Raw genomic sequence first — 22399 nt, forward strand, 5'->3', positions numbered from 1 at the left:
CGTTCCTAGCGTTTCGGCCTAGGCGACGTCGGCTCGCCACTCTCGAGAGGACGACGCTGGTGAACACTCTCACGCTCCAACGCAACTGCGGCGTGGCCCTTGCCGTCGGTTCGGTGCTGGCCGCGGCCGCGATCGCTCTGGAGGCGGTGACCGATCCAGATGATGCCGACCGTGCTCCGCACTACATCCACGGCCTGGCCGTGCCGGTAGCGCTACTGCTGCTCGGCGGTGTCCTGGTGCTGCTCGTCGGTCTGGTCGGCCTCGCCGTGCGGATCCAGACCATCCGGGGCCGTGGCACGGCGTGGGTCGCAGCTGTCGGTCTCGGTCTGACCGTCGCCGAGGTCCCGCACACGATCCTCGACATGACGGCGATCCCGGTCCTCTTCGATCGACTACCCCATGCGCAGGCGCGCGATCTCGTCGACAATCACATCGACTCGCTGCCCGGCGCGCTGTCGGGCATCGGCATCCTGCCGCTGCTCATCGGCTCGGTGCTGCTGGCCCGGGCGTGCTGGAACGGCGAGATCGTCCCGCGCTGGTCCCCGCGCTGGGCGATCGCCCTGCTCGTGGTCGCCGTGGGCACGCTGCCGCTGTCCGGGCTGGCCTGGTGGTTCCCGCACGGACCAGTGCTGCTCTACGTCGGCATCGCCGGGTACGGGATCGGGCTCGTGCGGGCGGTGGCGACAGCCGACGCCCAGCCCACCCAGCGTCGGACCGCCGACGCCGCCAACTCCTGAAGCTTTGGGGTCGCGAGGTCATCCGTCACCCCGTGGTGTTCCGGCAAAGCCATTACTTGAGTTCGATCCAATAGCGGTCTTTCGCCGTGGCGCCGCCCAGCGGGAATGCTGCGTTGGCGAGAATGACTCGCTGAGACGCTGCATTGTCCGGGTCGCAACAGAGCAGCGCGCGCGTCATGCCCAGAGCCGCGCACTGCTCGAGTCCGGCAGCCAGCATCCGTGTCGCGTGTCCGTGTCGTCGCCACGGAGCGACGACGTGGTAGCCGATGTGGCCGCCTTCTTCCTCGGCGAGTTCGCCGTCGAGCTGATGACGGATCACCAGCGTCAAGCGCATCCGAGTGATTTCCTGGCATCCAACCGCAACGCGAGACTGACCCCGACGCCAGTCTCTGGTGCCAGTCAGCAATGCGACCGATGGATCGGTCCCGCTAAACGGCAGCGAGCAGGAAGGGTAGGCGCTGCGTCAGGAAGCGGCGTGGGAACTCGTCGCGCAGCCTCCAGAGCCCGGCGTCGATGACGAAGTGCGCCATGACCGCGCCCAGGTAGACGCCGAAGATCGCGCGCTCGACCGGGCCGCCGCCATGCAGGTGCGACGCCTGGTTCAACGCCAGGCCCAGCACCAGCGCGATATTGACCAAGATCAGCACGCCGACGCGCCCGGATTGCCCACCGCTCGGCACCCGGGCGAGCAACCCCATCAGCAGCAGGTATTGCAGACCGTGGGCCATCGTGAGGCCGGCGACAGCGGCGTAGGGGGACGAGAAGCAGAACACCGGCAGGAAGAACAGCAGCGAGATCAGATAAACGATGACGAACTGGCCTGGACGGGTCGATCTTTGCCGCCGAGCCAGGCAGGCCGCTCCGAGCAGCACGCTGGCGGCGAAGATGACGGCGCCGACGCCGAACAGCAGCGTTGCCCGGTGCTGCGGCGCGAGCTGAAGCAGTGCGGGGTGACCGACCAGCGCGCAGACGCCGCCCACGCCGACGCCGGTCAGCGCGAACCGCTCCCAGTGGCTGAGCCGGCCGGCCCCGTTCGCGCGGGCGGCCAAGGCCGCAATACCGAGGTTCTGCTTCTGGAAGTGAAAGAACTGCCAGGCGAAGTAGGCCAGCAATCCCCAGATCAGTGCCGAGGCCGAGGCAACGATCGACGCAATTGTCGCCGCGACCACGAGCCCGACCGGTGCCAGCTGATAGCGCAGCCGGTGCGCACGCATGTGCGCCCGCACCTCGGGAACGCAGTAGAACCAAGCCGTCGCGCCGACGTGGGCTGATGAGCCGACGAACAGCAGCCAGACCAGCGCCACCGACGGGGCGGCTGAGCCGGCCGGAGCCAGTAGCACCGCGGCTACGAACGGTGTCAGCGTGAGCAGCACTGTCGCCGCGAGCCACCTGCGGCGAAGGTCTGCGCCGGCCGGGCTGACCGTCACGCTCAGGTCAGCCGCCGCCACAACCACCCGCCGCGCTGGCTGCGGAGTTCATCAGCAGCACGCCGCCGACGACCAGCAACAGGATAAATCCGATCATCAGCGACAGCGCCAGGTATTGGCGACTCACCCACCGACCGGGCGTCCCTGCGTCCTCGAGAGCCGCCGCGGCGCCGGGCTCGCTCTCGATCATCGCCGGATACTATCGAAAATCGACGAAGACGACGAGCGTGATGGCGTCGACGCGTTCGCACTCGCACCTCTGTACGTAGCCGCATTCGTGTCGACGCGGCTGATTGGGCGGGCCGCGCAGCGGGGCGACACGCCGGGCGCGCGGCGGCCGCGGGGGGCAAGACGGTTAGCAGGCGGAGGTGATCGTCGCGGAGCCGAGCACGGTGTCGCCGTCGTACATGACGAGCGCCTGCCCGGCGGCAACTCCGCGCTCCGGCGTCGCCAGCCGCGCCACCACCTCGCCGTCGGCGCGCACCTCGACGGCGGCGTCGGTGGTCGCACCGTGGGCGCGCAACTGCACGACGCAGTCGAATCGCTCGGCCGGGCGATCGCCGGCCGTCCACACCGGCGACCCGGCAGTGACGACATCGGTGTCCAGCATGGCTCTCGGCCCCACGACGACGGTGTTGTCCGCCGGCTGGATCGCGAGGACGTATCGCGGGCTGCCATCAGGCTCGGGCCGGCGCAGGTCGAGGCCGCGGCGCTGGCCGATGGTGAAACCGAACGAGCCCTCGTGCCGGCCGACCTCCGCGCCGCTGCGAGCGTCGACGACCGGCCCGTTCACCGCGCCGAGCCGAGCAGCCAGGAAGCCCCGGGTGTCCCCGTCGGCGATGAAGCAGATGTCGTGCGAGTCCGGCTTCGCGGCGACGGCGAAGCCGCGCTCGGCGGCCTCGGCACGCACCTGCGCTTTGGTCGAGTCGCCGAGCGGGAAGATCGCGTGCGCGAGCTGGCGGGCGGTGCACACCGCGAGCACGTAGGACTGGTCCTTGCTCGCGTCGACCGAGCGCATCAGCCGGCCGTCGGCCAGCCGGGCGTGATGGCCCGTCACGACCGCGTCGAAGCCCAGCGCCAGCGCTCGATCGAGCACAGCAGCGAACTTGATCTTCTCGTTGCAGCGCAGGCACGGGTTCGGCGTGCGGCCGGCCGCGTATTCGCTGACGAAGTCGTCGATCACGTCGGCGCGAAACCGCTCGGCGAGATCCCAGACGTAGAACGGAATGTCGAGCAGATCGGCGACGCGGCGGGCGTCGTGCGCGTCCTCGACGGTGCAGCACCCTCGCGCGCCGTGTCGCAGCGTGGCCGGCGCGGCGGACAGCGCGAGGTGAACGCCGGTGACGTCGTGTCCGGCGTCGACGGCGCGCGCAGCGGCCACCGCGGAGTCGACGCCGCCGCTCATCGCGGCCAATACCTTCATGATCCCAGCACCCTCATGATCCCAGCACCCTCATGACGTAAACACCCTCACGACGCGAGCACCCTCATGACGCGAGCACCCTCATGACGCGACGGTCGCCAGGCCGGCCGCACGGGCGCGCTCGACCGCGGGCACAACGGCGGCCACCGCCGCGTCCACGTCCGAGCGGGTCGAGGTCGAGCCGAGGGAGAAGCGCAGCGAGCCACGGGCCCGCGCGGCGTCCGCGCCCAGCGCCCGCAGCACATGCGAGGGCTGGGCGACCCCGGCCGAGCACGCCGACCCGGTCGAGCATTCGACCCCGGCCGCGTCCAGCAGCATCAGCAGCGCGTCGCCCTCGCACCCGGCGAAGCTCAGGTTGGCGATGTTGGGCAGCCGTGCCGCGTCGCCGCCGTTTCGCACGACGTCCGGCACGGCCGCGGTGATCCGCGCCTCGAGGTCGTCGCGCAACGCGGCAACCCGGGCCGACGTCGCGACGCGCCGCTCGACGGTGACACCGGCGGCGACCGCGAGCCCGACTGCGCCCGGCGCGTCGAGCGTGCCCGAGCGCACCTCCCGCTCCTGCCCGCCGCCGTGCAGCAGCGGCACGCAGGCCTGCGCACGCCGCAGCAGCAGCACGCCCGCAGCGGGCGGCCCGCCGATCTTGTGCCCGGTCATCGTCAGCGCGTCCAGCCCGGAGGCGGCGAAGTCCACCTCGACGCCGCCGACGGCCTGCACGGCGTCGCTGTGCATCGGAACGCCGAACTCGTGCGCGACATCGGCGAGAACGCGCACCGGCTGGATCGTGCCGATCTCGTTGTTCGCCCACATAACGCTCACCAGCGCCACGGCGCCGGGGTCCTCGGCGAGCACGCGACGCAGATCGGCCGGGTCGACAGCGCCGCTCGGATCGACCGGCAGCACGACGAGCTCAGTGCCCTCGTGCTCGACCAGCCACTCTGCGGCGTCAAAGATCGCGTGGTGCTCCACCGCGCTGATCACGACCCGGCGCCGCGCCGGCTCGGCGGAGCGCCGCGCCCAGTACAGGCCCTTGATCGCGAGATTGTCCGACTCCGTGCCACCGGCGGTGAAGATCACCTCAGACGGCCGCGCCCCGAGCGAGGCGGCGATGCTCTCGCGCGACTCCTCGACGCGACGGCGAGCCGCGCGGCCCGCTGCGTGCAACGACGACGGGTTGCCGACAGTGCCCATGGCAGCGGTGACGGCGGCGACGGCCTCGGGCAGCATCGGCGTCGTCGCAGCGTGGTCGAGGTACGGCATCGCGTTTCGAGCTTACGTGCGTCGCGCCGCTGCGCCGCGTGCCGCCGCGTGCTGCCGAGGCGCACGGGCCGGCCGCTCGACGCCCGGCCCGTGCGGTCGAGCGGTCAGCCCTTGCGCTTGCTGATCTCGTCGGTCAGCTGCGGAGCGACCTGAAACAGGTCGCCGACGACGCCGAAGTCGGCGAGCTCGAAGATCGGCGCCTCCGCGTCCTTGTTGATCGCGACGATCGTCTTGGACGTCTGCATGCCGGCGCGGTGCTGGATGGCCCCGGAGATCCCGACCGCGATGTAGAGCTGCGGCGAGACCGTGACGCCGGTCTGGCCGACCTGCATCGTGTGCGGGACCCAGCCGGCGTCGACGACCGCCCGGGAGGCGCCGACGGCCGCGCCGAGGGAGTCGGCAAGCTTTTCGATGATCTCGAAGTTGTCGGCCTTGCCAATGCCGCGCCCGCCGGAGACGACCACCGACGCGTCGGACAGCTGAGGGCGGGAGCCCTTCTCCTCGACCACCGTGTCGAGCACCTTCGCGGACTTGGCGGAGTCGGACAGCGTGAACTCGACCGTCACCTCCTCGGCCGCGCCGGCAGCCGGCTCGGGGGCGAACGAGTTCGGCCGGACGGTGACGACCGGCGTGCCCTTCGCCTTCGACTGGACGGTGACCGCCGCGCCGAAGATCGACTGGGTGACCGTGCCGTCCGCGCCGAAGCCGACCGCGTCGTAGAGCAGGCCGGACTCGAGCTTCAGCGCGAGCCGCGCCGCAATCTCCTTGTTCTCCGCGCTGGAGGACAGCAGGACCGCGGCCGGCGACCCCGCCTGCTGGGCGGCGGCGGCAAGCGCCTCCGCCTTGGGGGCGACCGCGTACGCGGCTATGTCGTCGCTTTCGACGACGTAGACCTTGCCGGCGCCGAACTCGGCCAGCTGGTTGGCAAGCGGCGCGGCCGTGCCGGGCGTGCCGACCACGACTGCGCTGGGCTCGCCGAGCTGGCGGGCCGCGGTCAGCAGCTCGAGCGTGGTCTTCTTGACGTTGCCGTCGAGCGAGTCGACGAGCACGAGGACCTCTGCCATGACTTTGTCTCCTTCGTCTCGCCGGGTGTCAGATCAGCTTCTTGGCCGCGAGGAAGTCGGCGATCTTCGCGCCGCCGTCGCCCTCGTCCTTGACGACCTGGCCGGCTTCCCGAGGCGGGGCGTTCTCGAACGACTCGACGGAGGACCAGGCGTTGGCCAGGCCGACCTCCCCGGCGTCGAGGCCGACGTCAGCCAGCGACAACGTCGCGATCGGCTTGCTCTTGGCGGCCATGATCCCCTTGAACGAGGGGTATCGCGGGTCGTTGATCTTCTCGACGACGCTGATGACGGCCGGTGTCGAACCCTCGACCTTTTCATATCCCGTCTCGGTGACGCGCTCGATCGTGACGGTCGAGCCGTCGACGCTCACCTTGCGCGCCTGCGTCAGCTGGGCCGTGCCGAGGACCTCGGCGAGCAGGGCCGGCACGACCGCCCCACGCGCGTCGGTGGCCTCGGAGCCGGCGATCGCGACATCCCACTCGAGGGTGCCGAGCGCCTTCGCGATCGTCTTCGCGGTGGCAATCGCGTCCGAGCCGTGCAGCGCGTCGTCGAGGACGTGCACCGCTTTGTCCGCGCCCATCGACAGCGCCTTGCGGATGGACTCGGTGGCCTTCGCCGGGCCGACGGTGAGGATGGTGACCTCGCCGCCGTGCGCCTCTTTGAGCAGCAGACCCTCTTCGATGGCGAACTCGTCGATGTAGTTGATCACCGGGTCGACCGCGGCGCGATCGACGGTGTTGTCGGCGGAGTCCAGCTTGCGGTCGCCCTCGGTGTCGGGCACCTGCTTCATCAGCACCACGATGTTCATTCGGCCTGCGAACCTCTCAGTCGGTCGCGACGGTCGCCGCCGCGGGTCGAGTGACGCGGGTCCGGATCGGCCGCCGGCGCCGCGACATGTTCACGAAACACTCTGCCTAGGTTACTCGCGAGTAGCAACATGAGCCTGGTCTCCCGCGACTCGTCGTCCGCGCCTCCTCGCTCATGACGCCGGACCTCCATCACCTTCCGTTCACCCTCCCACGCCCGAGCGCAACACGCGCCCCTGGCCATCCGCGGCGTTGTCGCGCCGCGCGTCCGCTGCCGCGGCGGCGGTCACCGCGCGTCACATTCCATCGCTCTGGGTAGAAGTAGCCGTAAGGCGGGTATCAAGACTTCACTCTCAGCGGGGGCCGAGCACATAGGTTCGACCACCCTAGGAGATCGCGATGTACCGGGTCCCCCGCCCCCTCCGCCTCATCACCGCCCTGCTCGTCTCAGCGCTGGCCGCCATGTCGGCCGTCATGGTCGGCAGCACCAGCGCGTCGGCCAAGACCATCTTCGTCGCCGCCGGCGCGAGCACAGCGCACCCGTTCTCCGACCCAGTTTGGTACCCGCTGCGTGGCAGCGACGCGACAATGGACTGCGCGTCGAGCAACCCCGGCTGCTCAGGCGCAAAGCTGCACAAGAGCGACAAGGCGATGACGCTCTTGTCGCGGCACATGTACGGCAAGACGCCGGTGTACACCGCAGAGCCCGTCTACGCCGCGGGCGCCGGCATTCTGCACATCGGCCGCAACGTCGGCGACCGCTGCGAGAACCCCTCGACGATCGGCAGCTGGGTGTGGATCGACCACGGCGGCGGCATCACCTCGCGCTACGGCCACCTCGACGGCATCCTGGCGTCGATCCACGAGGGCGAATACGTCACGCCGTCGACGATCATCGGCTACACCGGGCACAGCGGCGAGAAGACCACGGGCGATTGCAACCGGGCCACGCACTATCTGAACTTCCAGATCACCCGCAACGGCATCTACGGCAAGGGCGTCAAGCAGAGCGCATTGAAGGTCTGCGAGGGCAACAGTGCGGTTTGGTGGCCTCAGGCCGCGTACCGCGGCGCCGCCACCTTCCAGCAGCTGCCGCAAAAGTCGGCGCTGTACAACAGCGGCCAGTCCGCAACCTCGTGCGTCGGCAAGCCGGCGGCGCGCACGACCACGGCACCGGTCGCGAAGAGCCTCAAGCGGGTTCCCAAGCACGCGCTGCGGTTCAGGTGGCAGAGCCAAACCGGCATCCGCTCGATCCAGGTGCTGGCGCAGATGTGGCACCGGCACAATCACACCTGGTCGGTTGAAAGGCGCAGCACGCTGCACGTCAGCGCGGCCCACCCGGTCAACTCATGGAAGTTCTGGCACCCGGTGAGGGGTCGGATCTATAAGGTTCAGGTCGCGTTCCACACCAGCGCCGGCTGGAGCGCGTACTCCCGCCCGCTCACCGTCAAGGTGAAATGAGATAGGCGGACTGAGATTACAAGGGGCAAAGCCTGACCCGGCCGCTCCGCACACCGCGACGAGGCCACCGCCCTAGGGCGGTGGCCTCGTCGCTGTCCGAGCTCAGGTCAGCAGCCCGAGCTGCTCGGACTCGGCGTCGGTGAGCAGCCGCGAGCGGATCAGGAACCGGACGCCTTCCGGCGCCTCCACCGAGAATCCGCTCCCCCGGCCCTTCACGACGTCGATGGTGATGTGCGTGTGCTTCCAGTACTCGTACTGGCTCACCGACATGTAGACCGGGATCACCCGGTTCAAGCCGACATCGAGATCGCCGAGATGGGCGTCGGCCTCGCTGATCAGGAAGTCGCCGTCCGGAAAACACATCGGCGACGACCCGTCGCAGCAACCACCCGACTGATGGAACATCAGCGGGCCGTATTGGCGGGTGAGGCGGCGGAGCAGTTCCGCCGCCTCGTCCGACACGTCCACGTGCCTCGTCACCAGTTTCTCCGGGGTGCCCGGGGTTCCCGAGAAATCGTGCAGCGTTCTGCGCGGAGCGATTTCACGCCGGCGCTTAGAAGAAGCCGAGGGCGTTGGGCGAGTAGCTCACCAGCAGGTTCTTGGTCTGCTGGTAGTGGTCGAGCATCATCTTGTGGTTCTCGCGGCCGACGCCGGACTGCTTGTAGCCGCCGAAGGCCGCGTGCGCCGGGTACTGGTGATAGCAGTTCGTCCACACCCGGCCGGCCTGGATCTCCCGACCCGCCCGGTAGGCGCGTGCGCCGTCGCGCGACCAGACGCCGGCGCCCAATCCATACAGGGTGTCGTTGGCGATCTTCAGAGCGTCGTCCTCGTCGTCGAACTTCGTGACCGACAGGACCGGCCCGAAGATCTCCTCCTGGAAGATCCGCATCGAGTTGTCGCCCTCGAACACGGTCGGCTCGACGTAATAGCCGCCCGAGAGGTCGCCGTCCAATGTCGCGCGCGATCCGCCGGTGAGGACTTTCGCGCCTTCCTGCTTGCCGATGTCGAGGTAGGACATGATCTTCTCGAGCTGGTCGTTGGACGCCTGGGCGCCGATCATCGTCTCCTCGTCGAGCGGGTTGCCCTGCTTGATCTTCTTGACCCGGTCGATGGCGTCGTTCATGAAGTCGTCGTAGATCGACGCCTGGACGAGCGCGCGCGACGGGCAGGTGCAGACCTCGCCCTGGTTGAGGGCGAACATCGTGAAGCCCTCGAGCGCCTTGTCATAGAAGGCGTCCTTCGAAGCGGCGACGTCCTCGAAGAAGATGTTCGGGCTCTTGCCACCGAGCTCGAGCGTGACCGGGATCAGGTTCTGCGAGGCGTACTGCATGATCAGCCGGCCGGTCGTGGTCTCGCCGGTGAACGCGATCTTCGCGATCCGGCTGGACGACGCCAGCGGCTTGCCGGCCTCGACGCCGAAGCCGTTGACGACGTTGATCACGCCGGCGGGCAGCAGGTCGGCGATCAGCTCGATGACCTTCAGCAGCGACCACGGCGTCTGCTCGGCCGGCTTGATGATCACGCAGTTGCCGGCCGCGAGCGCCGGCGCGAGCTTCCAGGTCGCCATCAGGATCGGGAAGTTCCACGGGATGATCTGGCCGACCACGCCCAGCGGCTCGTGGATGTGGTAGGCCACGGTGTCCGCGTCGATCTCGGAGACGCCGCCCTCCTGCGCGCGGATCGCACCGGCGAAGTACCGGAAGTGGTCGACCGCGAGCGGCAGGTCCGCGGCCATCGTCTCGCGGATCGGCTTGCCGTTCTCCCAGGTCTCGGCCAGCGCGAGCGCCGGCAGATTGGCCTCGATCCGGTCGGCGATCTTGTTCAGGATGTTCGCGCGTTCGGCGGCCGGGGTCCGTCCCCAAGCCCGCTTCGCGCCGTGCGCGGCGTCGAGCGCGAGATCGATGTCCTCGGCGGTGCTGCGCGCGACCTCGGTGAACGCCGCGCCGGTGACCGGCGTGATGTTCTCGAAGTAGTCGCCCTTGCTGGGCGGAGTCCATTCGCCGCCGATGAAGTTGTCGTAGCGGCTTTCCACCTTGACCGGGCTGTCTGCGGTGCCCGGGGCTGCATGTAGCGCCATGGGAAGAACCTCCTCGCGGTCGGCCCGCCGCCATCGGCGGGCTCACTCGCGACGCTAGGTCCCGCGACGCTGCAATCTCGCTGCGTCGTGGCTAACGCATTCCCAGCTCGCGGTCGAGGCGGGACAACTCGCGCGCGGCGATTGCGTGCAGCGGCGACCCGGCCGTGGAGAGATCGAGCTGGCGCTGCCACATGTCGAGGTCGTCGGCGCCCCACCGCGAGCGCGTCCACGCCGCCATCAGGTCGACCTGGCCGCTGGCGAGCACCGTCGCGCGCAGCTGCCGGTCCAGGCGCTCGCGACGCTGCACCACGCCGGGCGCCTCGGACTGGGGCAGCAGGGGGCCGCGGTAGGCGCGCAACGCGTCGGCGGGCCGGACGGCATCGATGGCCTGCTGCACGTCGAGCCAATCGGCGCGCAGCTCGCTGCGCAGCCGGTAGGGCCGCGAGTCGAGCAGGTCGGCGCCGAGGAGCGCGCGCAGCCTGCTGAGCTCGGCGCGCATCGTCGAGGCGCTGACGTCGTCGGCGTACATCTCGACGGCGAGCTGATCGCCGGTCAGGCCGTCCGGCAGATCGGCGAGCAGCACGACGATCTCGCTGTGCCGCGGGCTCAGGCGCATGGTTCGCCCGCCCCGCTCGAACAGGCAGTCCGGGCGGCCGAGCGCGCTGACCGCGGGCCGACGCTCGGCGGCGGGCGGCGTCCAGAACAACGTGGGCGACGAGCCGGACGACCAACCCGACGGCTGCCGCGACGACGATCCGGCGGCCTGCGCCGTCGCCAGCAGCCGGCCCAGTTCGGCCTCGGCCATCCGCGCGGCCGCTCGCACCATCGCGAGCGTCTGCGGCGAGGCGACCGCTTCGCCGCCGGTGACGTCGAGGATGCCGAGGATCGCCTGGCTGACCGGGTCGTGGATCGGCGCCGCGGTGCACGTCCACGGCTGGACGCGACGGGCGAAGTGCTCGGTGGCGAGGATCTGGACCGGCGCGTCGAGCCGCAGCGCGGTGCCCGGGGCGTTGGTGCCGGCGTGCGCCTCGTCCCAGGCGGCGCCCTCGACGAAGTCGATGCGTTCGGCGCGGCGAAGCTCCGCCGGCTTGCCGCAGACCCACAGCAGCCGACCGGCGGCGTCGCCTACGGCGAGCACGGAGTCGCATTCCTCCGCCGCCCGGCCGAGGACGTCGTAGAGCAGCGGGAACACCCGCGACAGCGGATGCGCCTCCCGGTAGGCGAGAAAGTCGGCGTCGCCGTCCGAGAGCCGGGCGGCGGGCGCGTCGACGTCGACCCCGGCCGCGACCGAACGCCGCCAGGACTCGGCGACCACGGCGCGCACTCCAGGGGCGACGGTGCCCGATGTGAGGAACTGCTCGTGCGCGTCGCCGACCGCGCGGACGTCGTCCGCGCGGGGTAGCAACCGCATCGTCTCGATGGGCCGATCCTACGTCGCGGAAGTGACGCGCGTCACGCGAACGCCGGCCCGCAGCGGTCCGCGGATCACGCGGGGCGAACCGTCAGAGCTCGGCGATCGCCGGGATCACGCTTTCGCCGAGGACCTTCAGCCGGGTCAGCGACGCGACGTCGGGGACGATGCACTGCACTTGCTGGATGCCGAGGTCGGCAAGACGGCGCAGCGTCTCGAGCAGGTCGGCCACCTGCTCGCCGTTCTCGCCCGGGTCCAGCGGCATCATCACCGTCTTCTCGATCTCCGCGTAGTCCCGGCCGACATCGGCGCAGTGCCCGCGCAGCACGTCCAGCTTGTGCTCGAGGTCGGGCGAGGGGAACAGGTTGCACGCCTGCGCGTATTGGGCGACGAGGCGCAGCGTCTTCTTCTCCCCGCTGCCCGCGACCATGATCGGCGGGTGCGGTCGCTGCAACGGCTGCGGCGAGTTCAGCGTGCGGCCGAGGTGATAGTGCTTGCCGTCGAAGGGCGATTCGTCCTCCCCCCACATCTGCAGGAAGATCTGCAGCGCCTCCTCCAGCCGCTCGAACCGCTCGGCGGTCGGTGGGAATGGCAGCCCCAGGCCGCGGGACTCCGCCTCGTTCCACGCCGCGCCGATGCCCAGCCAGGCACGGCCCTTCGACAGCACGTCGAGCGTCGTCACCGCCTTGGCGAGCAGGCCGGGCTCGCGGTACACCACCGCGGTCACCCAGGCGAGCAGCTGGATCCGCTCGGTGCGCGCGGCGAGATAGCCGAGCGTCGTGTAGGCCTCGAGCATGTCGAGCTCCGGCGGCCCGACGACGTCGATCTGCCACACGTGGTCCATCACGCTGAGCTTCGCGAAGCCGACGTCCTCGGCCGTGCGGGCGATCGTCGCCAGGTCGTCGGCGAGGGTCGGCGGCCCGCCGGGATAGGTGAAGTTGGGCAGGTGCAAGCCGAGTTCCACAGGCGTCGTCTCCTTCGGTCGTGCGACGACTCGACGGTAGCCCGCCGGGCTGCGCGGTCGACGGGCCGCGCGGCGCGGCCGACGGGCCGCGGCCATCGCAGCCTGGTGTTCACGCTCCGCGGCTAGGGTCTTCAGCCATGCCCGATCGTCGCCACCTGCCCTTGCCGGTGGGCCGCATCCGGCGCAAGCCGCGCGAGGACGAGCAGCGCCCGGCGCTCGACGAGCCGAGGCATGTCGACGAGAGGCGACCGGGGGTCGTCGACTCCGCCGTCTACCGCGACGGCAAACGCCAGTGCTCGCCGAACACGCTGGCCGAAACTTACGACGCGCTGCGGCATGAGCAGGACGGCATGGCCTGGATCGGGCTGTACCGGCCAGGCGCGAAACTGCTCAGCTCGCTCGCCGCAGAGTTCGGCCTGCACGAGCTGGCCGTCGAAGACGCGATCAACGCGCACCAGCGGCCGAAGCTCGAGCGGTACGGCGAGACCTTGTTCGTCGTGCTGCGCGCCGCCCGCTACCTCGATGACGTCGAGGAGGTGGAGTTCGGCGAGCTGCACGTGTTCCTCGGCAAGGACTTCGTGATCACCGTCCGGCACGCGGAGAGCCCCGACCTCGCGGTCGTCCGGCACCGGCTCGAAGACGATCCGGACCTGCTCGCGCTGGGCGCGGAGGCGGTCCTCTACGCGATCCTCGACGCGGTCGTCGACGGCTACGGCCCGGTCGTCGCCGGCATCGAGAACGACGTCGACGAGATCGAGACGCAGGTCTTCGACGGCGATCCGGCGGTGTCCCGGCGCATCTACGAGCTTTCCCGCGAGGTCGTCGACTTCCAGCGCGCGGCTCAACCGCTCGTCCAGATGATGGACGCGCTGGCGGCCGGCTTCGACAAGTACGGCGTGGACGAGGAGCTGCGACGCTCGCTGCGCGACGTCGCAGACCACGTGACGCACGTGAACGAGCGCGTCGACGGCCTGCGAGTGCTGCTGCGCGACATCCTCCAGGTGAACTCGATCCTGGTCGCGCAGAAGCAGAACGAGGAGATGACCGCCCTCAGTCGCACGAGCAACGCGCAGAACGACGAGGTCAAGAAGATCTCGGCGTGGGCGGCGATCCTGTTCGCTCCCACAACGATCGCCTCGATCTACGGCATGAACTTCAAACACATGCCCGAGCTGCACTGGTTCCTGGGTTACCCGTTCGCCATCCTGTTGATGGTGATGGTGAGCGCCGGCCTCTACATCGTGTTCAAGCGGCGCGGCTGGATCTGACCGGCGGCTGGCGGCGCGCTCAGGACGATCGGGCGAGCTCGACTGTGACGCTGGTCCCTCTGCCGACCTCGCTGTTGATCACCGCGTGGCCGCCCTGCAGCGTGAGGAGCTGCTGCACGCTCGCGAGGCCGAGACCCGTGCCGCCGTCGTCCTCGGCGAGCCGGCCGCGCACGAACTCGCCGAAGATGTGCTCGAGGTCTTCCGCCGCGATGCCGCGCCCTTCGTCGTGCACCGTGAGCCGCACTCGGTCGTCGGCGACGTCGGACGTGACCCAGATGCGGGTGCCCGCCGGCGAGTACTTGGCCGCGTTCGTGAGCAGGTTGTCGAGCACCCGGGTCATCGCGCTGCGGTCGGCCATCGCGACGGCGTCGGAACTCTGGACGTCGACCTGGAATCCGGAGAGCACCCCGCTCAGGTTGTCGACGCACTCGGCGGCGAACGGGGTCAGCGGCAGCGGTTCCAACACGATCGGCACGACGCCGGCGCGCACCTTCGCGTAGTCGAACAGGCCGGTCACCAGCTTCTCGATCTGCGCGGCGTTCGTCTCGATGCGCTCCGCGAACTCCGCGCGCGCCTTCGGCTCGGCCTCCTTGACGAGCGAGGCGAAAGCACGAATGGCGATGATCGGCGTGCGCATGTCGTGCGACACCGCGGCGAACATCGACGCCTGCGCCTCGTCCAGGCGGCGCTGATCGGTTTCGTCGCGGATCGTCAGCGCGAACCCGGCGGGTTGGCCGTCGTCGTGCAGCGCCCGCAGCGCGACTTCGCCCCAGACCTTCGCGCCGCCCGGGCCGGCCAGCCAGCGTCGGTGCGCCGCCCGGCCGCGGGCCGCCGCGTCGCGAAGCAGCGCGCCTGGCAAGCCGGCGGCGGCGTCCGCGCCCGGATACAGGACGGCGAAGGGGCGGCCGAGCGCCTGGGACTCCGCCAGGCCGGTCACCCGTGCGGCCGCGGTGTTCCAGGACAGGATCCGGCCGTCCCGGTCGAGCGCGGCGAGGGGGTGCTCGACGCCTTGCTCGACGAGCAGTCGGTAGCACCGGTCTGCCGCGCCAGCTGCCGACGGCGCCTCGACTGAAGTCGCGGCGCCGGCGGCCTCGCTGGCCCCGGTGTCGGCGGGAACCGAATCGGCGGCGTCGAAGCTCGTGGCAGCCAACCAATCATCCGTGGGGTTCGGGATAGCGCTGTCCAAGTCGGCGCCGAGGCACCCTCCGATGGTCTCGATGATGTCGCTTGGCGATGCGCCTTTGTGGATGTAGGCCGCCGCGCCGGCCGCCAGCGCCGCCGGCCCCGCCTGTTCGCTCTCGAAGGCGGACAGCACGACGACGGCGCTGTTTGGCGACGCCTCGCGGATCAACGGCAGCGCGTGCATGCCGTCCATCCCGGGCATGGCGAGGTCGAGCAGCACGACGTCGGGCTTGAGGCTGCGCGCGAACTCGACGCCCGCCTCCCCGTCGCCCGCTTCGCCGATGACCGCGAAACTCCCCTGCCTGCGCAGCGCCACCCGCAGCAACAGCCGCATGTCGGGCGAGTCGTCGACGATCACCACCGACACCAGGCGCTGCCGCACGACGGCCGAGGCGCCCGGGCGCGGCACGGCGCCTGGTGCCGGGCGTCCCGCCGCGAGGTCAGCTGCGCGGTCAGCTGCGAGGTCGGCCGGCTGGCTCATTCGCGACCCGGCCGACGTGAAGATCGCCGAGCGCGCACTGTGCCCGCGCAGTTGTGAGCGTTCTGTGCGAGCGATTCGTGAGGTGATGTCATGGCCGCTCGTCCACGTCAGCCTTGCCCGCCGAAGCTTTGGCCGCCGAAGCCGCGCCCACCGATGAGCCGAGCCGATGTCGCGGACCGGGCGGCCAGCCCGAGTGACGCTGGGGGCATCGCGGAATCTTCCCTATCGCTGACAGGACTCGATCGCGGGGGTTCGCGCACGAACCGTACCGCCCCAGATACGGGCCGCGTGAGCCAACACGCGCTAGTCGCGGCGTGCGTCGGCGACTCGCTCACGCGAAACCGGGTTCGCTCACCGGACATCGCAGACATCGTCGGACAAGTCGGCGACCGGCGCGGCTTCAGCGGCGCCCCCACGCGGACGCGCCGGCCCGGCGACAATCAGGACTCGTGGAATCTGCGGTGTACAGCGAATCACGGCCGGGCCGGCCGGGCGTTCCACCGCGCCAGGTCCTCGGCGGTGTCCAGGTCGGTCGGGTCGCCGTCGACCGCGATCTCGTCCACGGCGGCGACTTCGGCCCGCAACAGCGCCCGCGCGCCTTCATCCGGCCCGGCCAGGGCGATTGCGCGTCGCCACGACGCGGGCGCCATGACCGTCGGGTGGCCGCGCCGGCCGTCGTAGGCGGCGACGGCGATCCGGCCCGGGCGCCACGCGGCCAGCACCGCGCGCACTCCGGCCGGCGCGATTCCCGGGGTGTCCACCAGCACGACGACGACCGCGTCCGCGGCAAGCGCCGCCGCGGCTTCGACGCCGAGTTCGAGAGACGAGCGCATGCCGCGATCCGGGTGGTCGTTGACGACGACCCGCGCATCGCACACCGTCATCCCGCGGCGGGCGACCACCACGACCTCGGCGCACCCGCCGTCGGACAGCGCCGACCGGGCCCGATCGACCAACCGAACGCCGTCGACCCTCACCTCGGCTTTCGGCCGGCCCATGCGGGCGCCGGCGCCCGCGGCCAGCACCACCCCGATGACGCGCGCCACGCCCGCGAGACTATGCGGGCCGGCGCTCCGCCGAGATGGCCGCGGATTGGCTGTCTTCGGCCAGCCAGTGCGGAGGAGGTGAGCGTGCGTGCGTGACGTGATGCCCGAGCTCGAAGCGTGGTGGCGCGCGGGCTGCGGCGTCGCCGTCGGCACGGTCGTCGGCGCCTGGAAGTCCGCGCCCCGCCAGCCCGGCGCGGCGATGCTCGTCGGACCGGACGGCGCCGTGGTGGGCAGCGTGTCCGGCGGGTGCGTCGAGGGCGCTATCTACGAGCTGGCCGTGGCCGCGCGCGAGTCCGGCCGTCCGTCGCTGCAGCGCTTCGGCGTGCGCGACGACGACGCGTTCGCGGTCGGCCTGACGTGCGGCGGGGTGATCGACGTCTTCGTCGAGCGGGTGGACCGGCGCACCTTTCCGGAACTCGGCGACATCGCCGACGACATCCGCGCCGGCCGGCCGGTGGCCGTCGCGACGTTCATCAGCGATGTCGACGGCGACGTCGACGGCGACGTCGACGGGGCTGTCGACGGGGCTGGCCACGTCGACGCGGGTCCGCGGGTTGGACGCAGACTCGTCGTGCGCGGCGGCGTCACCACCGGATCGCTGGGCAGCGACCGGCTCGACGCCGCAGTGCACGACGACATGCTCGGCATGCTGGAGCAGGGCCAGACCGGCATTCTCCGATACGGCCCCGACGGCGAGCGCCGCGGCGACGACATCGCGGTCTTCGTCGCCTCCTACGCCGCCCGGCCGCGCATGATCGTCTTCGGCGCCACCGACTTCGCGGCGGCGGTCGCGCGGATCGGGGCGTTCCTCGGCTACCGGGTGACCGTGTGCGACGCCCGCGCCACCTTCGTGACGCCCGCGCGATTTCCGGACGCCGACGAGGTGGTCATCGACTGGCCGCATCGGTACCTGGAGAAGACGTTCGAGAGCGGGGAGGTCGACGAACGCACCGTGGTGTGCGTGTTGACGCACGACCCGAAGTTCGACGTGCCGCTGCTCGAACTCGCGCTGCGCATCCCGTTGGCGTACGTCGGGGCGATGGGCTCGCGGCGCACCAACGACGACCGCGCCGCCCGGCTTCGCGACCTCGGCGTCACCGACGACGAGCTGTCCCGCCTGCACGCGCCGATCGGCCTGGATGTCGGCGCGCGCACGCCGGAGGAGACCGCGGTGTCGGTGGCGGCGGAGATCATCGCGCTGCGCTGGGGCGGCAGCGGATCGCCGCTGCGCCGCACCGACGGGCCCATCCACCACGACTCGCACCACGAAGTCGGGCATGATCACGGTTTGCCACACTGGCCATCGTGAACGCTCCATGCGTCGAGCTGACCCGTGCCGGTGGCGGCCCGGCGCAGATCCCGGCATCGAGGCGCACGACTTACCTCGTCAGGACACCGTGACGCGCACCTTGGCCGAACTCGTGCCGATGTTGGCCGCTGTCGCGGCCGACCAGACGCGCAAGGTGGCCCGTCCGCGCCAGCGCGGGGTGAACCTGAACCGATAGCGATGGCTGTAGCGGGCAGTGGCGAGCGTGCGCCAACCGTGCCTGGTCTTGCGTTGCACCCAGACGACACCGCGGCGGTGCAGCGGCTTGATGACGCCCCGAACGGTCAGCCGGTGGCCGTGCCGCAGCCTGCGCGCGCTCGTGCGGATGGTCACCGCCTGCTTGACGTGCACGCTGACCACGGCGGTGTGGGCGGCGTGCTCATCGTCGCCCCGGTAGTCGAACTGGTAGCGGGTGTTCGTGGCGGCGCGGATCGTCAGGCTGGCGCGGCCCGCCCGGTCGGTCCGCAGCGTGCTCAGCGGGTGGTAGGCCGTCGCCCTCGCTGGTCTCACGCGGACGACGACAACTTGGCCCCCGAGCGCGGTGCTTGCAGACGCGTCGAGCAGCCGGACGGCGATCCGAGTGCGATGGCGGTAGCCGATGGCGTGCGGGTCTGCGACGGTCAGAGCGGTGCGGTCCGCCGGCGTGCCGCACGGGCCGTGGCCGACAGCGTCGCAGGCCGCCGGCTGGGGGTACTGATCGAACGCATCGTGTGGTGGGTCGCCGGCGAAGGTGGGGTTCGCGCAGTGACCAATGTCGTCGTCGCCGAGATCGACGGTCGGGTCGGCGTCATGCAAGACCTGCAATTGGGCCAACCCCTGCTGCACGAGCGCCAGCGGAAGTGGGGCGTAACCGATAGGCGCGGCTTCAGCCTGGCCCTGGCAGAGGCCGTAGAACATGAAGTCCGCGACAGTCTGCAGCTGCGCGGCAGTCGAGGTCTTTGTGTCGTGCTGGCCAGCCGGGATGACGGCGTAGGTGTATCCGGACAGCGGGTAGGTGCGCGGGTCTGTGAATTCGTAGACGCGAGAATAGTCGGCGACGAGGTAGTCCGGTGAGGTCTCGTCGGTGTTGAACTGCGTTTGGGTGAGCGCGACGGTTACGTCGCCCGCCGACGGCGCGGCGTAGTAGCCGGCCGCGTTTTGAATCTTTGCGACTGGCGCGTTCGCCAACAACGCGTAGGTGTATTCGTCGACGCCGATCGCGCCGTCGCCCTCGTTAGACTCGACGTAGTTGATGACGGCGTTCGAGCCGGGCTCGGCAATCTGGTCGTCGCTCACCGGGAAGTAAGCGGTGGCGGTGGGAGCTCCGGAAAACTCGTTCCATTCCTCTGGGTACTCGTGCGCGAGGTAGGACGTGAACTGATACGTCACGCCCGAGCCTTCGATGTGGACGACAGGTCTGACGGCCAGGTGGGGCAACGCGAGCCGATTGTTGTTGTCGGCGCGAATGGCCGGGGCGTCCCAGTATCGGATCCGCCCGGTGAAGATCCCGCTCAGCGTGGCGCCGGAAAGCCGCAGGTTGCGAATCAGACGGCCGCCCACCTCCAGGTGATACGGGAAAGCGACTCCTCCTGCGACCAGCGGGATGTACCGGTAGGGACGACCCTCGGAGTCATCTTCCTGCCCGGTGACCGGATCAGTGCCCTGGTACGGAGTATCGGTAACGGCGAAGTCCGTCGTGCGGCGGGCGAAGTCCAGGCGTCCCTGCGCCGAACCTGACGAGGTGTACACGACCTGCAGGCCTTGCCTATTCGTGTCGGCGGCCCACTGATCCAACGCGTTCGCGGCGAAGCTGGATCCCGATCCCCCGATCTGGGCGTGCATGACGGCCGGGGCCATCACCACGGACGCGCCAGCGCCACCCGACGCCAAGCTGGTGACGAGCGGAATCAGTGCGAATAACACCAGGATCGGACCTGCGCCGCGCGTCATGAGCAGATGATCGTGCCGACCTAGCGGTGTGGCGTTTCTGCCGTCCGAACAGAGGATGAATTGGTGGGTCATTCGAGCGAAGCGGCTGTCCGCACGCCACCCGTCAGGTTCGGCGCTCTGGTGCGAGCAGCTACGACGGGCTGGCTGGCGGGCGTCGCATGTCTCGAGCAGTCATGATCCATCGACCGCGAGTGTTTCGTTGACCGCGAGCTCTTCGGGCGGGGTCGGACGGGCGATGAGGAAGCCTTGGATGGTGTCGCACCGCATTCGGCGTAGCGCGGCCAGCTGTTCGGGACGTTCGACGCCTTCAGCTGTCACGGTCAGGCCGAGCGCGTGGGCGGCGCCGATGACTCCTTCGACGAGCATCTGGTTGGCCGGGTCGGAGTCGATGTCGTCGATGAACGCTTTGTCTATCTTGACTGCGGTCAGCGGCAGCGACCGCAGCATCGACAGCGACGAATGGCCGGTTCCGAAGTCGTCCAGGTCGACGGCCAGGCCGGCTGAGCGGAGCTGGTTCAGCTGTGTGAGTGTGCGCGGCAGATCAGCGACCGCCGAACCTTCGGTGATCTCGATCCGCAGCAGGCGGGGCGGGAGCTGGTGTTGCCGCACCGTGCCGAGCAGCTCGTCGACGAAGGAATCGCTGGCGAACTGGCTGGGCGAGACGTTGATTGCGACCGTGCGTGGCGTTCCGGCAGCGAGCCACCGCGCGGCCTGGGCGCAGGCTTCGCCGAGCACGTACTGGCCGAGGTGATGGATCTGTCCGCTGCCTTCCGCGGCCGGAATGAACTCCGCCGGTGAGACGACGCCCAATTCGTCGTCGGTCCAGCGCAGCAGGGCCTCGACGGTGTCGGTGGCGCCTGTCTCGAGATCGAGCGTGGGCTGGTAATGCAGAGTCAGCCGGTCGTGGTTGAGGGCGTGCCGGAGCCGACGCCGGATGTGCGCGGCGCGCGCCATGGACGAACCCGCCGAAGCTTGGGTCTGGGTGAGCCGTCCGACCTGGCGTTTTCCGGCTCGCTTGGCTTTGAGCATCGCGCCGTCGGCGTGTCGGAGGAGGACGTCGAGCTGCGTCATTTCTGTTTCCGAGGCCGTGTCGTGGGCCATCGCGACGCCGACGCTAGCCGAGATGTGCAGCGGCTCGTCATCGAACACAAATGGAGCGGTGGCGTTGAGCACGATGCGGTCTGCGATCGCCAGCGCCTCGACCTCGGTGACGTCCAAGAGCATGGCCGCAAATTCGTCGCCGCCCATCCGGGCGATGATGTCGCTCGGCCGCACGCAGGAGCGCAACCGGTCGGCGAAGGCGATGAGCAGCTCGTCGCCGGCACGGTGTCCAAAGGTGTCGTTCACCGCTTTGAAGCCGTCGAGATCGACATAGAGGATGGCCACGCGGCGCAGATCGTATCCTCGCCGGGCAAGATCGGCGCTGTGCTCGTCGAGTCGGCGGCGGTTGGGCAAACCGGTTAGCGGGTCGTGCAAAGCGACGTGCCGGAACATCGACGCCAGCCGCTCGAACACCGCCGACACGGACACCGTCCGCGGGCCGTCCGGGGTGAGCACCAGCACGTCCCGGTATCGACTGGCGATCGGGCGGTCCAAGATGAGCTGCGCGACCTCGGTCAAGGTCGCGTCGCCCGACAGGCAGATCACGTCATCAGGCACCAAGTCGGCTGCCGTCGCCCGAGACCGTAGCGACCTGCCATAGCCGAATCGACCGCTCAACTCGAACTGCAGATGTTCCCGCGGCAGCAACGACACGGCGTGACCCGTCCGCACCACGATCGCGCTCAACGCCCGGTCTGCGCCGAACATCCGGTCCACCTCAGCGATCGGCGTCGAACCCGGCACAACTGGCACCGACACCGCCAAGGGCATCACCGACGGCGCCAAGGCGGCATCGCCGAGATGGCCGGGCAACAGAAGAGTCACCCGCTCCGGTTCGGCAGGATCGCGGCGAGATTAAGGCTCTGAGCAAACGATTCACTTGACGTTCACCTCGGGGGCCGCCGCACCAGCCATTCCGCAGGGCGTAGCCCCTGCCGAGTCGTGAGCGAAGCCCGCGGGTCCACGAGAGTGGATGCTGCTGCCGGACGTCGAGGACGAACTCAGCCGGTGTCAGGGCTTGTCGTGAATCGTGACGTCGTAACCGTCGAGGTCGCTGAAGGTGAAGGTGCGACCGAACGGCCCGTCGAACGGCGCCAGCGTGATCTGGATCCCGTCGGCGGCAAGGGCGTCGTGTAGTGCCTGCGCGTCGTCGGCGTGCAGCCACAGCGCGACACCGACACCGGGATGGGGGCGGGCGGCGTCGAGGTCTACGCCAGGTAGCGGTTCCCGCACGGCGAACGACGCCGGCGCGGTGTCGAAGACCACCGCTCCTGGCGGGGCCACGGGCGCGCGGACAAGTCCGAGCTTCGTCTCGTAGAAGTCGGCGGCGCGCTCCAGCTCGCGCACCTGAAGTGCGATGAAGGTTGGTCCGGTCACGGTCATCAGGATCCTCCGATGGTCTTGTCAGTACATTGACATAGCCCAGTATGTGTCAGAA

20 protein-coding genes are annotated in these 22399 nt (G+C 69.9%); 4 read left to right on the forward strand and 16 right to left on the reverse strand.

Annotated features, from left to right (window positions below):
• Nucleotides 1-59: 59 nt before the first annotated feature.
• On the forward strand, nt 60-737 hold the full coding sequence (locus ACFFBG_RS13300) for a hypothetical protein (protein WP_375479443.1): 678 nt from the start codon (nt 60-62) through the stop codon (nt 735-737).
• Nucleotides 738-789: 52 nt separating this feature from the next.
• Here the strand turns inward: ACFFBG_RS13300 and ACFFBG_RS13305 are convergent, their stop codons facing one another.
• The 7 genes from ACFFBG_RS13305 to ACFFBG_RS13335 form a co-directional block, all read right to left on the reverse strand.
• Nucleotides 790-1071 carry a GNAT family N-acetyltransferase gene (locus tag ACFFBG_RS13305; RefSeq protein ID WP_375479445.1) on the reverse strand — a complete coding sequence of 94 codons (282 nt, stop codon included), beginning with the start codon at nt 1069-1071 and terminating at the stop codon, nt 790-792.
• A gap of 94 nt (nt 1072-1165) precedes the next feature.
• Nucleotides 1166-2164, reverse strand: coding sequence for a hypothetical protein (locus ACFFBG_RS13310; RefSeq protein ID WP_375479447.1), 999 nt, complete (start codon nt 2162-2164; stop codon nt 1166-1168).
• A gap of 7 nt (nt 2165-2171) precedes the next feature.
• Nucleotides 2172-2354 carry a hypothetical protein gene (locus tag ACFFBG_RS13315; protein WP_375479449.1) on the reverse strand — a complete coding sequence of 61 codons (183 nt, stop codon included), beginning with the start codon at nt 2352-2354 and terminating at the stop codon, nt 2172-2174.
• Nucleotides 2355-2519: 165 nt separating this feature from the next.
• Nucleotides 2520-3587: a tRNA 2-thiouridine(34) synthase MnmA gene (mnmA, locus tag ACFFBG_RS13320; protein ID WP_375479451.1), complete on the reverse strand. Its 1068-nt coding sequence runs from the start codon at nt 3585-3587 to the stop codon at nt 2520-2522.
• An 81-nt stretch (nt 3588-3668) separates the two neighbouring features.
• On the reverse strand, nt 3669-4844 hold the full coding sequence (locus tag ACFFBG_RS13325; RefSeq protein ID WP_375479453.1) for a cysteine desulfurase family protein: 1176 nt from the start codon (nt 4842-4844) through the stop codon (nt 3669-3671).
• Nucleotides 4845-4948: 104 nt separating this feature from the next.
• Nucleotides 4949-5908, reverse strand: coding sequence for an electron transfer flavoprotein subunit alpha/FixB family protein (locus ACFFBG_RS13330; protein WP_375479455.1), 960 nt, complete (start codon nt 5906-5908; stop codon nt 4949-4951).
• Between the two features lie 28 nt (nt 5909-5936).
• Nucleotides 5937-6716, reverse strand: a complete 780-nt coding sequence (locus ACFFBG_RS13335; RefSeq protein WP_375479457.1) for an electron transfer flavoprotein subunit beta/FixA family protein — start codon at nt 6714-6716, stop codon at nt 5937-5939.
• A gap of 397 nt (nt 6717-7113) precedes the next feature.
• On the opposite strand from ACFFBG_RS13335, the gene ACFFBG_RS13340 reads away from it, so the two are divergent.
• The gene (locus tag ACFFBG_RS13340; protein WP_375479459.1) at nt 7114-8175 is read left to right on the forward strand and encodes a M23 family metallopeptidase; all 1062 of its coding nucleotides are present in this window, start codon (nt 7114-7116) and stop codon (nt 8173-8175) included.
• Nucleotides 8176-8277: 102 nt separating this feature from the next.
• Here the strand turns inward: ACFFBG_RS13340 and ACFFBG_RS13345 are convergent, their stop codons facing one another.
• The 4 genes from ACFFBG_RS13345 to ACFFBG_RS13360 all read right to left on the reverse strand — a co-directional run bounded on the left by ACFFBG_RS13345 (nt 8278) and on the right by ACFFBG_RS13360 (nt 12627).
• Nucleotides 8278-8658 (reverse strand): DUF779 domain-containing protein, encoded by a 381-nt coding sequence (locus ACFFBG_RS13345; protein WP_375479704.1) that lies wholly within the window; start codon nt 8656-8658, stop codon nt 8278-8280.
• Nucleotides 8659-8728: 70 nt separating this feature from the next.
• A complete protein-coding gene (gene adh, locus ACFFBG_RS13350) occupies nt 8729-10252 on the reverse strand; it encodes an aldehyde dehydrogenase (RefSeq protein WP_375479461.1) in 1524 nt (507 codons plus the stop codon).
• 91 nt (nt 10253-10343) lie between these two features.
• On the reverse strand, nt 10344-11663 hold the full coding sequence (locus tag ACFFBG_RS13355; RefSeq protein WP_375479463.1) for a GAF domain-containing protein: 1320 nt from the start codon (nt 11661-11663) through the stop codon (nt 10344-10346).
• Nucleotides 11664-11754: 91 nt separating this feature from the next.
• Nucleotides 11755-12627, reverse strand: a complete 873-nt coding sequence (locus ACFFBG_RS13360) for an LLM class F420-dependent oxidoreductase (RefSeq protein ID WP_375479465.1) — start codon at nt 12625-12627, stop codon at nt 11755-11757.
• 137 nt (nt 12628-12764) lie between these two features.
• On the opposite strand from ACFFBG_RS13360, the gene ACFFBG_RS13365 reads away from it, so the two are divergent.
• A complete protein-coding gene (locus tag ACFFBG_RS13365) occupies nt 12765-13895 on the forward strand; it encodes a magnesium and cobalt transport protein CorA (RefSeq protein WP_375479467.1) in 1131 nt (376 codons plus the stop codon).
• A 19-nt stretch (nt 13896-13914) separates the two neighbouring features.
• Here ACFFBG_RS13365 and ACFFBG_RS13370 read toward each other — a convergent pair whose 3' ends face one another.
• Together ACFFBG_RS13370 and ACFFBG_RS13375 are read right to left on the reverse strand one after the other, a co-directional pair.
• Nucleotides 13915-15486: an ATP-binding protein gene (locus ACFFBG_RS13370; RefSeq protein ID WP_375479469.1), complete on the reverse strand. Its 1572-nt coding sequence runs from the start codon at nt 15484-15486 to the stop codon at nt 13915-13917.
• A gap of 545 nt (nt 15487-16031) precedes the next feature.
• Nucleotides 16032-16604, reverse strand: coding sequence for an NTP transferase domain-containing protein (locus tag ACFFBG_RS13375; RefSeq protein ID WP_375479471.1), 573 nt, complete (start codon nt 16602-16604; stop codon nt 16032-16034).
• Nucleotides 16605-16692: 88 nt separating this feature from the next.
• On the opposite strand from ACFFBG_RS13375, the gene ACFFBG_RS13380 reads away from it, so the two are divergent.
• Nucleotides 16693-17913 (forward strand): XdhC family protein, encoded by a 1221-nt coding sequence (locus ACFFBG_RS13380; RefSeq protein WP_375479473.1) that lies wholly within the window; start codon nt 16693-16695, stop codon nt 17911-17913.
• A gap of 78 nt (nt 17914-17991) precedes the next feature.
• Here the strand turns inward: ACFFBG_RS13380 and ACFFBG_RS13385 are convergent, their stop codons facing one another.
• The 3 genes from ACFFBG_RS13385 to ACFFBG_RS13395 form a co-directional block, all read right to left on the reverse strand.
• The gene (locus tag ACFFBG_RS13385) at nt 17992-19860 is read right to left on the reverse strand and encodes a substrate-binding domain-containing protein (RefSeq protein WP_375479474.1); all 1869 of its coding nucleotides are present in this window, start codon (nt 19858-19860) and stop codon (nt 17992-17994) included.
• Nucleotides 19861-20031: 171 nt separating this feature from the next.
• The gene (locus tag ACFFBG_RS13390; protein ID WP_375479476.1) at nt 20032-21786 is read right to left on the reverse strand and encodes a putative bifunctional diguanylate cyclase/phosphodiesterase; all 1755 of its coding nucleotides are present in this window, start codon (nt 21784-21786) and stop codon (nt 20032-20034) included.
• Nucleotides 21787-21972: 186 nt separating this feature from the next.
• Nucleotides 21973-22344 (reverse strand): VOC family protein, encoded by a 372-nt coding sequence (locus tag ACFFBG_RS13395; protein ID WP_375479478.1) that lies wholly within the window; start codon nt 22342-22344, stop codon nt 21973-21975.
• Nucleotides 22345-22399 lie beyond the last annotated feature (55 nt).

The organism is uncultured Jatrophihabitans sp., assembly GCF_964251945.1.
Taxonomy (GTDB): domain Bacteria; phylum Actinomycetota; class Actinomycetes; order Mycobacteriales; family Jatrophihabitantaceae; genus Jatrophihabitans.

Excerpts from the sequence above, each read along its gene's own strand:
- ACFFBG_RS13340 (WP_375479459.1), top strand. The coding sequence starts at position 7,114 with ATGTACCGGGTCCCCCGCCCCCTCCGCCTCATCACCGCCCTGCTCGTC.
- adh (WP_375479461.1), bottom strand. The coding sequence starts at position 10,252 with ATGGCGCTACATGCAGCCCCGGGCACCGCAGACAGCCCGGTCAAGGTG.
- ACFFBG_RS13305 (WP_375479445.1), bottom strand. The coding sequence starts at position 1,071 with ATGCGCTTGACGCTGGTGATCCGTCATCAGCTCGACGGCGAACTCGCC.
- ACFFBG_RS13365 (WP_375479467.1), top strand. The coding sequence starts at position 12,765 with ATGCCCGATCGTCGCCACCTGCCCTTGCCGGTGGGCCGCATCCGGCGC.
- ACFFBG_RS13335 (WP_375479457.1), bottom strand. The coding sequence starts at position 6,716 with ATGAACATCGTGGTGCTGATGAAGCAGGTGCCCGACACCGAGGGCGAC.
- ACFFBG_RS13385 (WP_375479474.1), bottom strand. The coding sequence starts at position 19,860 with ATGACGCGCGGCGCAGGTCCGATCCTGGTGTTATTCGCACTGATTCCG.
- ACFFBG_RS13330 (WP_375479455.1), bottom strand. The coding sequence starts at position 5,908 with ATGGCAGAGGTCCTCGTGCTCGTCGACTCGCTCGACGGCAACGTCAAG.
- ACFFBG_RS13355 (WP_375479463.1), bottom strand. The coding sequence starts at position 11,663 with ATGCGGTTGCTACCCCGCGCGGACGACGTCCGCGCGGTCGGCGACGCG.
- mnmA (WP_375479451.1), bottom strand. The coding sequence starts at position 3,587 with ATGAAGGTATTGGCCGCGATGAGCGGCGGCGTCGACTCCGCGGTGGCC.
- ACFFBG_RS13325 (WP_375479453.1), bottom strand. The coding sequence starts at position 4,844 with ATGCCGTACCTCGACCACGCTGCGACGACGCCGATGCTGCCCGAGGCC.
- ACFFBG_RS13395 (WP_375479478.1), bottom strand. The coding sequence starts at position 22,344 with ATGACCGTGACCGGACCAACCTTCATCGCACTTCAGGTGCGCGAGCTG.
- ACFFBG_RS13315 (WP_375479449.1), bottom strand. The coding sequence starts at position 2,354 with ATGATCGAGAGCGAGCCCGGCGCCGCGGCGGCTCTCGAGGACGCAGGG.